The sequence below is a fragment of the Sphingomonas sp. Xoc002 genome, from assembly GCF_050408055.1.
GTDB lineage: Bacteria > Pseudomonadota > Alphaproteobacteria > Sphingomonadales > Sphingomonadaceae > Sphingomonas > Sphingomonas yabuuchiae.
The window spans coordinates 336,788-350,706 of record NZ_CP191175.1 but is presented as its reverse complement, the minus strand read 5'-3'; the positions used below and the strand labels follow the sequence as shown (position 1 = coordinate 350,706).

15 protein-coding genes are annotated in these 13,919 nt (G+C 67.4%); 6 read left to right on the top strand and 9 right to left on the bottom strand.

The genetic code is table 11. The features are described 5' to 3' along the window. Positions 1-373 precede the first annotated feature (373 nt). The 4 genes from ACQR50_RS01665 to ACQR50_RS01650 are packed head-to-tail and all read right to left on the bottom strand — an operon-like array spanning position 374 to position 2,705. On the bottom strand, positions 374-1,273 hold the full coding sequence (locus tag ACQR50_RS01665) for a pirin family protein (RefSeq protein ID WP_056432034.1): 900 nt from the start codon (positions 1,271-1,273) through the stop codon (positions 374-376). Then, positions 1,266-1,727, bottom strand: a complete 462-nt coding sequence (locus tag ACQR50_RS01660) for an NUDIX hydrolase (RefSeq protein ID WP_428969559.1) — start codon at positions 1,725-1,727, stop codon at positions 1,266-1,268. The genes ACQR50_RS01665 and ACQR50_RS01660 overlap by 8 nt, the downstream gene beginning before the upstream one ends. Further along, complete coding sequence (locus tag ACQR50_RS01655; protein ID WP_428969558.1) at positions 1,724-2,416, bottom strand: glutathione S-transferase; 693 nt, start codon at positions 2,414-2,416, stop codon at positions 1,724-1,726. The genes ACQR50_RS01660 and ACQR50_RS01655 overlap by 4 nt, the downstream gene beginning before the upstream one ends. A gap of 4 nt (positions 2,417-2,420) precedes the next feature. After that, positions 2,421-2,705, bottom strand: coding sequence for a BolA family protein (locus ACQR50_RS01650; protein ID WP_428969557.1), 285 nt, complete (start codon positions 2,703-2,705; stop codon positions 2,421-2,423). A gap of 40 nt (positions 2,706-2,745) precedes the next feature. Here ACQR50_RS01650 and ACQR50_RS01645 point away from each other — a divergent pair, with 40 nt between their 5' ends. Beyond that, a complete protein-coding gene (locus ACQR50_RS01645) occupies positions 2,746-3,360 on the top strand; it encodes a J domain-containing protein (RefSeq protein ID WP_428969556.1) in 615 nt (204 codons plus the stop codon). 137 nt (positions 3,361-3,497) lie between these two features. Here the strand turns inward: ACQR50_RS01645 and ACQR50_RS01640 are convergent, their stop codons facing one another. Further along, positions 3,498-4,262: a VOC family protein gene (locus ACQR50_RS01640; protein WP_428969555.1), complete on the bottom strand. Its 765-nt coding sequence runs from the start codon at positions 4,260-4,262 to the stop codon at positions 3,498-3,500. Between the two features lie 188 nt (positions 4,263-4,450). Here ACQR50_RS01640 and cobS point away from each other — a divergent pair, with 188 nt between their 5' ends. The 4 genes from cobS to ACQR50_RS01620 all read left to right on the top strand — a co-directional run bounded on the left by cobS (position 4,451) and on the right by ACQR50_RS01620 (position 8,754). After that, a complete protein-coding gene (cobS, locus tag ACQR50_RS01635) occupies positions 4,451-5,455 on the top strand; it encodes a cobaltochelatase subunit CobS (protein ID WP_056432053.1) in 1,005 nt (334 codons plus the stop codon). Positions 5,456-5,460: 5 nt separating this feature from the next. Continuing rightward, positions 5,461-7,284: a cobaltochelatase subunit CobT gene (gene cobT / locus ACQR50_RS01630; RefSeq protein ID WP_428969554.1), complete on the top strand. Its 1,824-nt coding sequence runs from the start codon at positions 5,461-5,463 to the stop codon at positions 7,282-7,284. Then, positions 7,281-7,526: a ribbon-helix-helix domain-containing protein gene (locus tag ACQR50_RS01625; RefSeq protein ID WP_428969553.1), complete on the top strand. Its 246-nt coding sequence runs from the start codon at positions 7,281-7,283 to the stop codon at positions 7,524-7,526. Before cobT ends, ACQR50_RS01625 begins: the two co-directional genes overlap by 4 nt. 211 nt (positions 7,527-7,737) lie before the next feature. Beyond that, on the top strand, positions 7,738-8,754 hold the full coding sequence (locus tag ACQR50_RS01620; protein ID WP_428969552.1) for a PepSY-associated TM helix domain-containing protein: 1,017 nt from the start codon (positions 7,738-7,740) through the stop codon (positions 8,752-8,754). On the opposite strand, the gene ACQR50_RS01615 is transcribed toward ACQR50_RS01620, so the two are convergent. Both ACQR50_RS01615 and ACQR50_RS01610 read right to left on the bottom strand, forming a co-directional pair. Further along, positions 8,735-9,091: a GntR family transcriptional regulator gene (locus ACQR50_RS01615; protein ID WP_042487130.1), complete on the bottom strand. Its 357-nt coding sequence runs from the start codon at positions 9,089-9,091 to the stop codon at positions 8,735-8,737. The genes ACQR50_RS01620 and ACQR50_RS01615 overlap by 20 nt on opposite strands. An 83-nt stretch (positions 9,092-9,174) precedes the next feature. After that, positions 9,175-9,765, bottom strand: coding sequence for a nitroreductase family protein (locus ACQR50_RS01610; protein WP_184103305.1), 591 nt, complete (start codon positions 9,763-9,765; stop codon positions 9,175-9,177). A 129-nt stretch (positions 9,766-9,894) separates the two neighbouring features. On the opposite strand from ACQR50_RS01610, the gene ACQR50_RS01605 reads away from it, so the two are divergent. Further along, on the top strand, positions 9,895-11,481 hold the full coding sequence (locus ACQR50_RS01605) for a peptide MFS transporter (RefSeq protein WP_428969551.1): 1,587 nt from the start codon (positions 9,895-9,897) through the stop codon (positions 11,479-11,481). A gap of 199 nt (positions 11,482-11,680) precedes the next feature. Here the strand turns inward: ACQR50_RS01605 and ACQR50_RS01600 are convergent, their stop codons facing one another. Further along, positions 11,681-12,673, bottom strand: coding sequence for an aldo/keto reductase (locus tag ACQR50_RS01600; RefSeq protein WP_428969550.1), 993 nt, complete (start codon positions 12,671-12,673; stop codon positions 11,681-11,683). Further along, positions 12,670-13,914 carry a dicarboxylate/amino acid:cation symporter gene (locus tag ACQR50_RS01595; protein WP_428969549.1) on the bottom strand — a complete coding sequence of 415 codons (1,245 nt, stop codon included), beginning with the start codon at positions 13,912-13,914 and terminating at the stop codon, positions 12,670-12,672. Before ACQR50_RS01595 ends, ACQR50_RS01600 begins: the two co-directional genes overlap by 4 nt. Positions 13,915-13,919 lie beyond the last annotated feature (5 nt).

Below are 13,919 nucleotides of genomic sequence, written 5' to 3'. Positions count from 1 at the left end.
GGTTCGTTTGTGGCGGACTGTTTTCGTGTGACTGGCGTTCGCCCATGGCCTTCGACTTCGGCGCTATGCGCCGAAGTTTATCCTGAGCGGCTGGCTTGCCAGCAAGCCGAAGGGCTCAAGCTGAACGGAGCGAGGGAGTAGGCCCGCACACCAACCTCCGTTCAGCCTGAGCGAAGTCGAAGGCAAAGCCCCACTTACTCCCCTCCCGCAAGCGGGAGGGGCTGGGGGAGGGCAAGGTGCCTCGCAGAGAGAATGGCTTATGGCCATCGCCCCTCCCCAACCCAGTTTCAGGTAAACGATGCCCCGCATCGTTTAGGCCATGCTGGGGGCATGGCCGGCCTGAAACTCCCTGCCGGGAGAGGGGCTTTGAAGCTCACGGATAGCTGACGGTCTTCGGAATCTCCGGAATCTCGATCCGCTCGGCATCGTCCCCCGGCACCGTCGGGAATTCCCGCGCCCGCCAAGCCCGCTTGGCTTCCTCGATCCGCTCGCGGCGCGAAGACACGAAATTCCACCACACATGGCGCGGCGTCGTGAACGCATCACCGCCGCACAGCATCACCCGGCCGCCCGATTCGGACCGCAAGGTCGCGGCGATCCCCGGCTTCAGGATGTATAGACGCTGCGGTTCCAGCGGCATCCCCTCCAGGCTCGCCTCGCCCAGCGCGCAGTAGACGGCGCGTTCCTCGGCCGAGGGGTCGATCGGAATGCTGCCGCCCGGTTCCAGCGCGATGTCGGCATAGATGGTGCCCGCATAGGTCGTCGTCGGTGCCCGTTGGCCCCACAGCTCGCCCATGATGACCCGCGCGGTGGCACCCTGCCCCTGGATTTCGGGCAGCGCCTCGGCGGGAACATGCTCGAAACAGGGATCGATCTCCTCCTGCGCTTCGGGCAGCGCCAGCCAGGTCTGGATGCCCGACAGCACCGGGCCCTGCGGCCGCATCTCGCCCGGCGAGCGTTCGGAATGGACGATGCCATGGCCCGCGGTCATCAGATTCACCGCACCCGGCTCGATCACCAGATCGCTGCCCAGCGAATCCCGGTGGCCGATCGCGCCGTCGAACAGATAGGTGACGGTCGCCAGGTTGATATGCGGATGCGGCCGCACGTCGATACCGGAGCCGGGTTGCAGCTGCGCCGGGCCCATCTGGTCGAAGAAAATGAAGGGGCCGACCATCGTCCGCTCCTTGTTGGGCAGCGTGCGGTGGACCTTGAACCCGCCCAGATCATGGCTGGAGGGTTGCAGCGTGCGCAGCAGGAAATCGTCAAACATGGCTTTGCTCCGTGGGGGCCGGCTCCGTGGCGTCGAGCAGCGCGATCAGGTCGGTCGGGAAATAGGGTTCGGTATGGGCGGCCAGCTCTTCACGGCTGAACCAGCGCCAGCTCTGCATGACCCGCTGCTCCAGCGCGGTGTGACCCGCCCCCGTCACCTCATGCGCGTCGATGTCGACGCGGAAATAGCGTTCGTCGGCCTCGACCTCGACACCCTCGATGGTCAGGAATTCGACCTGTCGCCGCGCGACCTGCGGCCCGCAATCGCGGTCGAGCCCGGTTTCCTCACACAGCTCGCGCCGCGCGGCATCCTCATAACTTTCCCCCGGATCGACCGCGCCGCCCGGCGTGCACCAGAAGGGCGGGCGATCATCGGGGGTGAAGCGGAACATCAGCGTCCGGCCCGCCCCATCCACCAACAGGATGCGCGCGGCGGGACGGGGTATGCGGGTCATTCGGCGTCAAGCTCCGGATAATGGCGGAAGATTCCATCCTCATTGAACGCCTGTCGCCGGCCGCTGTCCAGATAGGCGGCGATGCCGGGCAGGGTCTTCACTCGGTCGCAAAGGGCAATGAGCGCGGCATAGTCGCCTTCGACCGCCGCCATGCGCCTGGGGAACATATAGCGTAGCCCTGCGACCAGTTGGAACAGCGAGGTATCGACCGGCGACCAGCGCCCGCCCGCCATCCACTCGCCGTCACCCAACGCATCCTCGAAATAACCCAGGAATTTGGGGAGCCGTTCCTCGCGGAACTGCGCGGCGGCGCGGGCGGCTTCGGGCTTCTGTTCGTGATAATAGGCACCGGTCGCGACCGGATGATGCACATTGTGCACCTCGGCCACCATGTCGCTGATCGTCAGTTGCAGCTGGTTCAGCCACAGCCGCTCGCCCTCGGGCGCCAGATCGTGCCGCTCGGTCAGCCAGTGGAGGATGTTGGCGACCTGCGCGATCGCCTGTCCCCCGGTGCGCAAATATGGCGGGGCGAAGGGCAAGCGGCTCCCCTTGCGCATATCGGCGAGCAGCGCCTCGGCCCCCTCCTCCACGCCCCGGTCGCGATAGGGCACCCTCGCGGCCTCCAGCACCAGCCGGACGAACTCGCCGCGTCCCGGCAGGCCGGGCCAGTACCACAGGTCATAGGGCATGGGATTATTCTCCGGGCGCCTTCGCGCTGATCGCCAGCGCGTGGATACGCTCCGACAACAGATCGGCGAGCGCGTGGTTCACCATGCGCTGGCGGGCGACGCGCGACTGGCCTGCGAAAGCGGGCGCGACGACGATGACGCGGAAATGGCTCTCGCCGGTGCCGTCATCGCCCAGATGGCCACGATGCATCGCGCTTTCGTTGATGACTTCCAGATGGGCAGGAGCCAACGCCTGGGTCAGGCGGGCGGTGATCTGATCGGCGATAGGAGCGGTGGTGATATCGGTCATGGCCCCTATATAGACGGTTTTTCAGGACAAGCGGATAGCCGTGGCGCGTCGGTCGAGCAGCGATACCCCCAAGGACAAACCCAGCCCCCGTTTCCACGGCCGGGTCGAGAATAGCGACCGTGTGTGCGACCATGCGGGCTGCGCCGAAGCGGGCGAGTTCCGTGCTCCCCCGGCCGAGGGTACGCGCAGCGGCGACGGGCCGGGCCAGTTCCGCTGGTTCTGCCTGGAGCATGTCCGCGCCTTCAACAGCCGCTACAATTTCTTCGACGGCATGAGCGCGGACGAGATCCACCGCGCCCAGCGCCCCTATGCGGGCTGGGAGCGCGAGACCCGCGCCTTTGCGCAGAACGGCACCGATCCGGGTCCGCGCTGGGCCGATTTCTCCGATCCCTTGGACGCCATCGCCGCGCGCTATCGCCGCGAGACCGCGCCCGAACGCTCGGACGGCAAGCCGCTGTCGGGGCAGGATCGTGAAAGCCTGAAGGTGCTGGGGCTGGAGGCGAATGCCGATCGCGGTGCGCTGCGGCGGCGATATAGCGAGCTGGTGCGGCGCTATCATCCCGACCGCAATGGTGGCGATCGGAGCCAGGAAGCGCGGCTCCAAAAGGTGATCGCGGCCTATCAGCAACTGCGCCAGGCACCCGCATTCGCGTGACCCCTAATTCCTCCCCTGCAAGGGGAGGTGGCAGGGCGAAGCCCTGACGGAGGGGTGTCCCGCTATCGAGAGGGTGCCCCCCCCCTCCACCACCGCTTCGCGGCGGTCCCCCTCCCCTTGCAGGGGAGGAATATGGATTACTTCCGCGGCCCGACCAATCCGAAGCGCGCACCCTGCGGGTCGCGGGCGGACAGCGAATAGTCCCCGCCCGGAATCTCCATCGGTCCGAATTCGATCGTACCGCCCCGCTCGACCACCCGCGCCGCCGCCGCATCGATATCGTCCACCGCGACATAGAAATGCCAGCCCGGCTCACCCCCCGGCGGGCAGCCCATCAGCGCGCCCAGCACGACAGGCCCATCGGCCAGGAAGCGATACTCCCCCAGCTCGCCCATCGGCATCCCGCCCTGATGGCGCCAGCCGAAATGCCGTCCGAAAAAGGCCAGCGCCCGGTCCGGGTCGCTCGCGATCCGCTCGTTCCAGACGATATGGCCGGTCGCCGGGCCGGTGCCATGCTCGACGAAGGAACGCGACGGCTGCGCCGCTTCCGGCGCCATGATGTAGAAGGGTGCGCCCAGCGGATCGGTGACCAGCGCCATGCGCCCCACCCCGTCCATCGTCCAGGCGGGCATCAGCACCTGCCCGCCATCCTCGACGATGGCGGGCAGCGATTCGTCGACATCGACCACCGGCAGATATCCGAACCACACCGGCCCGCCCGGCGAACCTTCGGGCCGCTGCATCAACCCGCCGATCGCCTCGCCCTCGGGCGTCGCGAAGATGCGATAGTCGATTCCCTCCATGCCGCTGTCGCCGACCTGCCAGCCGACGACATGGGTATAGAAATCCTGCGCCGCCGCGATGTCGTCGGCCAGCAATTCGTACCAGATGAAATTCGCCATGATCGCCCCCGCCCTTTTGCCTGACAGATCAAATGCTTGCCCCGCGCCGCGACTCGTACGCCGGGGGCCTCAGGATGACCGCGAAGCCGTCGCCCCGCAATCGCCGGAAGACCCGTTTCGTGCGATCACCGCCATTGAGTAGGGAGCCGCGCTTGGCTTAAGGCGTTGAGCGACGAGACGAGGGCCTGATGACCAACATCCCGAATACGCTTCCCGACAGCCGCGATACGACGATTCTCGATGCACCCGACAAGATGGTGTCGGTGCGCGACCTGTTCGGCATCGACACCGACATGGAGGTTCCGGCCTTTTCGGTGTCGGACGAGCGCGTCCCCGATCTCGATCCCGCCTATGTGTTCGATCCCGACACCACGCTGGCGATCCTGGCGGGTTTTGCGCACAACCGCCGCGTGATGGTGCAGGGCTATCACGGCACCGGCAAGTCGAGCCATATCGAACAGGTCGCCGCCCGCCTCAACTGGCCGTGCATCCGCATCAACCTGGACGCGCATATCAGCCGTATCGACCTGATCGGCCGCGACGCCATCGTGCTCAAGGACGGACAGCAGGTGACCGAGTTCCGTGAGGGCCTGCTCCCCTGGGCGCTCCAGACGCCGACCGCGCTCGTCTTCGACGAATATGATGCGGGCCGCCCCGACGTGATGTTCGTGATCCAGCGCGTGCTGGAGACGGAAGGCAAGCTGACCCTGCTCGACCAGAACCGCGTGATCCGCCCGAACAAGTGGTTCCGCCTGTTCGCCACCGCCAACACGGTGGGTCTGGGCGATACCAGCGGGCTCTATCATGGCACGCAGCAGATCAACCAGGGCCAGATGGACCGCTGGAACATCGTGGTCACGCTCAACTATCTGCCCGCCGTCACCGAGGCGCAGATCGTGCTCGCCAAGTCGGGCGAATATGACAAGCCCGATGGCAAGCAGCTGGTCGAGAACATGGTCCGCGTCGCCGACATGACCCGCAAGGGCTTCGTCAACGGCGACATCTCGACCGTGATGAGCCCGCGCACGGTCATCACCTGGGCGCAGAACACGCTGATCTTCGGCGATCCGGGCTTTGCCTTCCGCCTGTCCTTCCTCAACAAGTGCGACGAGAATGAGCGCGCGCTGGTGGCGGAATATTATCAGCGCGTCTTCGGCAAGGACCTGCCCGAAAGCGTCGTCGGCCGGGCCTGATCCCCTTGGGCAACGAAACCCCTCTCGACCGGTTCAAGGCGGTCCTCGGCGGCACCGCGCGCACCATCGCGCAGGAGCCGGAAGTGGAGCTTGCCTTCACCGCCGACGCGCCCGCGCAATCCGGCAAGCATATCCGCGTGCCGATGCCCGGCCGCGCGCTGCCCGCCGAACAGGTGGCCGAGGCGCGCGGGTTCGCCGACGCCTTCGCGCTGCGGCTGAAGCTGCACGACACCGCGCTCCACGCCAAGGCCGCCCCGGTCGAGGCGGTGGCGCGCGCGGTCTATGACGCGGTCGAGACGGCGCGGATCGAGGCGCTGGGCGCGCGCGGTTATGCCGGGATCGGCGACAATCTCGCCCATGCGCTGGACGTACGGTTGCGCTCCGACCCGCTGACCCGTGCGCGCAACCGCGACGAGGTGCCCTTGTCGACCGCGCTGGGGCTCCTCTTGCGGGAACGGATGACCGGGCGGCCTTCGCCTGCCGAAACCGCGCCCGCCTTGGCGCTGGTCCGCGACTGGCTGGAGGGGGCGACCAACCTCGACGCGCTGGCGGGCGCGATGGACGACCAGAAGGCGTTCCAGTCGCTGACCGCCAAGATGCTCGCCGATCTCGAACTTGCCGAGCCGCCCGCCGAGCCCGATCAGGCCGATGAAGGCGGCGACGATCAGGAAGGCGAGGACGAACAGCAGCAGGACGAGAGCGAAGAGGATAACGACGAGCAGGGCCAGGGCGAAGGCGAGGTCGAGGCGCGCGCCGAGAAGCGCGACTCGGACAGCGAGGACGGCGAATCGCAGGAGCAGAGCCAGGACTCGCTCGACGATCTCGACGGCGAACCCGGCGAGGATGGCGACGAAGGCAGCCAGCCGACCCGCCCCAACCGCCCGCTCAACGATCTGGCGTCGCAATTCGACTACAAGCCCTGGACCACCCAATATGACGAGGTGATCGCGGCGGGCGAGCTGTGCGACGCCGACGAACTGGCGCGGCTCCGCGGCTATCTCGATCAGCAGCTGGCGCATCTGCAATCGGCCGTGTCGAAGCTCGCCAACCGCTTGCAACGCCGGTTGATGGCACAACAGTCGCGATCCTGGGACTTCGACCAGGAAGAGGGTATTCTCGACGCCGCGCGGCTCGCCCGCGTCGTGGTCAATCCTGGCCAGTCGCTGTCCTACAAGATCGAGCGCGACACCGATTTCCGCGATACCGTCGTCACCCTGCTGATCGACAATTCGGGGTCGATGCGCGGGCGGCCGATCGGCATCGCGGCCATCTCCGCCGACATCCTCGCACGCACGCTGGAGCGCTGCGGGGTGAAGACCGAGATTCTCGGCTTCACCACTCGCGCCTGGAAGGGCGGACAGAGCCGCGAGACGTGGCTGGCGGCCGGTCGCCCGCCGCAGCCCGGGCGGCTGAACGACATCCGCCACATCGTCTACAAACAGGCCGACGAGCCGTGGCGGCGGGCGCGCAACAATCTCGGCCTGATGATGCGCGAGGGGCTGCTCAAGGAGAATATCGACGGCGAGGCGCTGATGTGGGCGCATAGCCGCTTGATCGCGCGGCCCGAGGAGCGGCGCATCCTGATGGTCATCTCCGACGGCGCGCCGGTCGACGACTCGACGCTGTCGGTCAATTCGGGCAGCTATCTGGAACGCCATCTGCGCCAGGTGATCGGGTGGATCGAGAGCAAGAGCCCGGTCGAGCTGATCGCGATCGGCATCGGCCATGATGTGACCCGCTATTATGCGCGCGCGGTGACGATCATGGATGCCGAGCAGCTGGGCGGCACGATCATCGAGCAGCTGGCCAGCCTGTTCGATACCGAATGAGCCGGATCGCGGCCCCGGCGGAAGGATTCGTCGGTCCGGTCAAACGCTCGATCACCATCGCCGGGCACCAGACCTCGATCAGTCTGGAGCCGGTCTTCTGGACCGCGCTGGAAGAGGCGGCGGTGGCCCACGGCCTGCCGCTGTCGGCGCTGGTCGCGGAGATCGATGCGCTGCGGATCGTGGTGGAAGACCCGCCGAATTTGGCGAGTGCGATCCGGTCGTGGTTGTTCCTGCGACGGTGATTTCGTGCGTGCGGAAGCGCGGAGGTGGAAGCGAGCGACAGAGGCGTTCCTTGTCTCGAGCCTTTCTCCTCTGCGCCTCCGCGCAGACAAAAACGCTTCCCGTTTCCCCACCTGCGTTCAGCCTGAGCGGAGGGTGGGAGCCGAATTGGTTTCCCCCGATTGACGCCGCCCTTCGCCTCCGGCAGGGCGCGCCGTCTGTTTCGGGGTTTGTGTGGCCGGAATTACCCTTCGCGATACGGGATTGCGGGTCCATCGCTGGCTGGGGCTGGCGATCGGGCTGGTCGCGATCGTCCTGGCGATCTCCGGCGCGATCGTGGCAGCCTCGCCGATGCTGGAGCGGATCGCCAACCCCGCCCGCTTCCGGATCAGCGGCGAACAGCGGCAGGCCGCTTCCCTCTACAGCGACGCCGCGCATCGCCGCCTGCGCCCCGGCGAGCGCATCGCCGCGCTATCGCTGGAACAGGGTTCGTCGCCCGTCGTCGTGACTTTGGACCGAAGCAGCGACCGGGCGCAGCGGCTGCTGTTTCTCGATCCGCCGACCGGGCAGGTTCTGGCGAGCGGCTGGAAGGATGGCGGCGTCATCGGTGCCGCACGGCGGGTGCATGACGGGCTATTCCTGTCGGGCCTGGGCCGATGGATCGTCGGCTTGGGCGGTATCGGGCTGGTGCTCGCCAGCCTGACCGGGCTGTGGACGCAGGCGACCCGCGAGCGACCGAAGGCATCCGCCAAGCGCCCCCACCACGAATCGCGGTGGGCGATCATGCACCGTCGCGTCGGGCTGTGGTCGGCTATCCCGGTATTGGCGCTGACCGCGACCGGGCTGGCGGTCGTCCCGGCACCGGGCATGACCACCACCCCCGCCGCGCCGCCCGTTACCCGCGCCGCCCTATCCGTCGACCGGGTCGTCGCCAGCGCGCACGGATGGACGCACGGCACGCTGCGCACGATCGACTGGCCGACCGAGCGTTCGCCCGACTGGATCCTGCATTTCGAGGGTGGCGAACCGAGTGTCGTCAAGGTCGCCGACGACAGCGCCAAGGCCCTGGCCGCACCCGCTTATGCCGGGCCGGTCATGTTGTCCTGGGTCCGCCGATGGCATGGCGGACAGGGTATGCCATGGATCTGGTGGCCGCTCGCCGCGCTGGCGGGGTTGCTCGCGGCCTGGGTCGCGGCGACCGGGCTGATCGCCTGGGGTCGCCGCCCGAAGGTCAGACGCGCTCGGCGTTGAGCAGATCGGCGGGGTCGAGGCCCAGCAGTTCGATATGGTCGCGGATGCGCGGCCACTGCACCGACAGGAAGCTCTGCCGCTCCGCGCTGCGCAACCGGTCGGCCGCGCCCGGCATCACGAACATGCCGACCCCGCGCCGCACCTCGACATAGCCATCGTCCTGAAAGCTCTGATAGGCCTTGGCGACGGTCAGCGGGTTCGCACCCTGTTCGGCGGCCAGTGCCCGCACCGAGGGAAGCTGGTCCCCCGTGCGATAGGTGCCGTTGAGAATGCCCGCCGCGATCGTCCCGCGCAGGCGGATGTAAACCGGGCTGTCGTCACCGCTAAGAGCTGTCATGCCGAGTTAATACAGCATGCGCAACGCGATGTCGAGCCGCTATCGCGATAACGTTTGCAAGACCGCCGTGCGGGACGCTCGCTTCATCCCGCCCAGGTCGAGACGATCCGGCCCATGTCGGGGCGCGGCCGCTCGTCGAGCGGACGGCTGGGCGTGCCGATGAAGACGAAGCCGACGATCCGCTCGGGCGCGGCGCCGAACGCATCGCGCACCGCATCCGAAAAGGCGGGCCAGCCGGTCAGCCAGCCCCCGGCATAGCCCATGGCATGGACGGCATGAAGCAGGTTCATGCACGCCGCGCCCGCCGACAATTCCTGTTCCCACAGCGGGATATGGCTGTCGGTGCGGGGCGACGACAGGACGACGACCAGATCGGGGGCCTGGTGCGCGAACTGCTCCAGTGCGGCGATCTCGGTCGCGCCCGCCTGCGGCCGTTCGGCGCGATAGGCGGTGGTGATGACCTCGGCCAGCCTCGCGCGCGCTTGCCCAGGCACGATCACGAAGCGCCACGGGGCCAGCTTGCCATGATCGGGCGTGCGCGCCGCGATGCTCAGGATCTGCGCCAGTTCGTCCGGACGGGGGCCGGGGGCGATCAGGTCGCGCGGCTTACCCGAACGGCGGGTCGTCAGCAGCAAAAGCGGGGTCGAGCGGTCGTTGAATGCCATGTCGGTCATGGCTTCGATCCTTACGTCGTCGCGCATGATATTTACAGTCGCGGCTTTGGCGTTAGGTTACCGAACCATTACGCCCCCGCGTGCGCCCCTGGTCGCACCGGGGGCGATCCCGATGGAGTGAACGCCAGTATGGCGAGTGCGTATGAAGCCGCCGCGCGCGGCAAGACGGTTCTGGGGCATCCCCGAGGCTTGTTCCTGTTGTTCTTCACCGAGATGTGGGAGCGTTTTTCCTATTACGGAATGCGCGCCATCCTGGTCTTCTACCTGACCAAGCATTTCCTGTTCACCGACGAACCGGCGTTCGGCATCTACGCCGCCTATACCTCGCTGGTCTATGTGACGCCGGTGATCGGCGGCTATCTGGCCGACCGCTATCTGGGGGCCAGACGCGCGGTGCTGGCGGGCGGGCTGTTCATCGCCTTTGGCCATATATTGATCGCGGTCATGGAGGGGCCGCAAGGTGCGACGGGGGCCTATCTGGAGGGCTTCTACCTCGCCCTCGCCTCGATCGTGATCGGTACCGGTTTCCTTAAGGCCAATATCTCGGTGCTGGTGGGACAGCTCTATGCGCGCGACGACATGCGCCGCGACCCTGCCTTCTCGATCTTCTACATGGGCATCAATGCGGGCGGCGCACTGGGCCCGATCGTGTGCGGCGTGCTGGGCGAGACGGTAGGCTGGTCCTATGGCTTCGGCGCGGCGGGCGTGGGCATGCTGCTCGGCCTGATCGCCTTCATCACCCTGAAGCGCGAACTGCACGGCGCGGGCGAAGCGCCCTCACTGCCCGTATTGCGGGCGCCCGTCGTGGCGGGCCTGTCGCGCGAATGGCTGATCTATCTGGGTTCGATCGTCGCCACGCTGGCGGTATGGCAGCTGATCCAGCATCAGGATGCGGTTGGCACGCTGCTGGTCGTATTCGCGGCCGCCACGGTGCTCTTCATCCTGTGGCGCGCGGTGTTCCAGCTGCCCAAGGTCGATCGCGACCGCATCTTCGCCGCGCTGTTCCTGATCGCGCTGTGCCCGCTCTTCTGGGCGTTGTTCGAGCAGGCCGGGTCGTCGCTGAACCTCTATACCGATCGCTCGGTCGACCGGACGCTGCTGGGCTGGACCATTCCCGCCTCGGCCTTCCAGTCGGTCAACTCGATCTTCATCATCCTGCTGGCCCCCCTGTTCGCCGCGCTGTGGACGATCCTGGGCAAGCGCGGGTGGGAACCCAGCGCGCCGTTCAAGTTCGGTATCGGTCTGGTCGGTGTGGGCGCAGGCTTCATGGTGCTGGTGGCGGGTGCGGCGGCCTATGCGGGGGCCCCGACGCCGGTGATCTTCGTCATCCTGGTCTATCTGATCCATACGATGGCCGAGCTGTGCTTCTCGCCCGTCGGTCTGGCGGCGATGACGCGGCTGTCGCTGCCCAGCATGACGGGCCTCATGATGGGCACCTGGTTCCTGGCGACGGCGGCGGGCAACTTCATCGCAGGGCTCATCGCCCAGGCGACCGGCGGCGAGGGCGCGGGGCCGGAAAAGGTGCTCGACGTCTATACCCGGATCGGCTGGTTCTCGATCGGCATCGGCGTGGTCGTGCTGGTCGTATCGCCCTTCATCGCCAAGCTGATGCACCTCGACCTGCTGAAGGCCGAAGCCGCGCTGGCCGGGGACAATGAACTGGCCGAACCGGCGGCGGCAGGCATCGATACGCGGCTGGAGCAGAAGCCGCTCTAACGAAGGGCCGGTCCGTCGCTTCGAGCGGCAGACCGGCTTTTTGGTTCGCGCGGAGGCGCGGAGACACAGAGAGGTTCGGGCGCGCTTCAACGCTTCAGCGCATTTCGGCGTTCGGCTTTGCCGCACCGTCATAGTGTTAGGCCAGCCTAACGGCCGGATACGCCCCCTCCGCGTCTCCGCGCCTCCGCGCGAACCAAAATCAGAGCCGCGTCATCGCCATCGCCCGCTCGCCGTAGCGCGGTCCCGCCGTTCCACCGCGCGGCGAGGCTTCTTCCAGCTTCGCCAGGTCCTCCGCCGACAGCGTCAATTCCGCCGCCTTCATCGAGTCCTCCAGCGTTGCGCGTCGCTTGGAGCCGGGGATCGGCACGATATCGTCGCCCTGCGCCAGCAGCCACGCCAGCGCCACCTGCGCCGCACTGGCGTCATGCGCGGGGGCGATTCCCTTCACCACCTCGACGATCTGAAGATTGCGGTCGAAATTCTCTTCCGAATAGCGGGGATCGCCCAGGCGATAATCCCCTTCGGGCAGGTCCTCGCGCCGGGTGATCTGCCCGGTCAGGAACCCGCGCCCCAGCGGGCTGTACGGCACGAAGCCGATGCCCAGTTCGCGTACCACGGGCAGGATGTCCGCTTCGACATCGCGCTCCCACAGCGAATATTCCGACTGGACCGCCGCGATCGGGTGGACAGCAGCGGCGCGGCGGATCGTCTCGGCGCTCGCCTCCGACAGGCCCAGGCGCCGCACCTTGCCCTGCTCGACCAGGCGGCCCATGGCGCCGACCGTCTCCTCGATCGGGACATTGGGGTCGACGCGGTGCTGGTAGAACAGGTCGATCGTCTCGACGCCCAACCGCTTGAGCGACCCCTCGCACGCCCGCTGGACGTTTGCGGGGGTCGAGTCCACGCCGGTCATGCCGTTCTCGTCATAGCGAAAGCCGAATTTGGTCGCGATCACCACCGCATCGCGCTTGCCGCGAATGGCCCGGCCGACCAGTTCCTCATTGACCAGCGGGCCATAGATTTCGGCGGTGTCGAACAGGGTCACGCCCAGTTCGATCGCGCGGTGGATGGTGGCGATGCTCTCCGCCTCGTTCGCCTCGCCATACATGTTCCGGCCGACACCGGCCATCGGCATGCAGCCGAGGCCGAGCGCGGAAACCTCGAAATCGGGGCCGAGCGTGCGATACTTCATGAGACGTCCTCGTCGATGGTGCGGCTGCCCCGGGAAACGGTCGCGGTGGCGGCAAGGTCCATGCTGACATTGCCCAGCGTCCGGAAGATGTCGGGAATCGTCTCCACTGCGATCAACAGCCCCAAGGGCGCGGCAGGCACCCCCAGCGCGACGCAGACCGGCGCGATCGAGGCGAAGAAGGTGATCTGCGACGGCAGGCTGGCCGAGCCCAGCGAACACAGGATCGCGACCACCACGGCGGCGGCGACCGAGGCCATGCCGGGCACGATGCCGAACCAGTCGGCGATATAGAGCGCCACCGCGACGTTCATCGCGGGCTGGGTCCCCCGGAACATCGCCACCGCCATCGGCAGGACGAGGCCTGCGGTCGCCGGTGCGATGCGTAGCGTCTTCGTCCCCTCGATCATCGCGGGCAGGCTGGCGAGCGAGCTCTGGGTCGAGATGGCGACCGCCTGGGCCGGGGCCAGCGCGCGGGCGAATCGCGACAGCGGCACCCGCGCCGCCAGCATCGCCACGCCGTACGCCATCAGCATCACGATGACGCCGATACTGGCGATGATCGTGATGTAATGCGCCAGCGCCCCGAACGCCCCGCCCCCCGCCGTCGCGCCCACGACGAAAGCCAGCGCGAAGACGCCCAGAGGTGCCAGCCACAACACCCATCCGATCAGCACCAGCATCGCATCGCGGATCGCGGTGAAGAATTGCAGCAGCATCGCCCGCCCCTCACCCTCGATCCGGGTGATCGCAAAAGCGAAGGCCAGGGTGAACAGGATCAGCGACAACAGCGCATTGTTGGTGGCAGCGGCGAAGATGTTGGTCGGCACGATGCCGGTCACGAACTCGGCGATCGGCGGCGGCGGCGCGACCGGCTCGGCATGGCCCAGCGCCGCCTTCAGCGCGGCGGCCGCCTCGCGCGGGATGGGCAACAGGTGCAGCAGGGCGGGCGTGACCAGCGCCGCCATCGTCGCGGTCAATGTGACCAGCACCAGAAAGGTCATGATCGCCCGCCCCGCAATCCGCCCCGCCTGTGCCGCCTGCGCGGTCGAGGCGACGCCGGTGATCAACAGCGTGACGACCAGCGGGATGACCGTCATCTGCAACCCGTTCAGCCACAAGGTCCCGACCGGCCGCGCGACGAACACCGCGCCCGCCGCCATCGAGGGGGCGAGCGTCGCCGCCCCCACGCCGATCAGCAGACCGGTGGCAAGGCAAAGAAGGATCAGGGTCGCGCGCGACATGGATG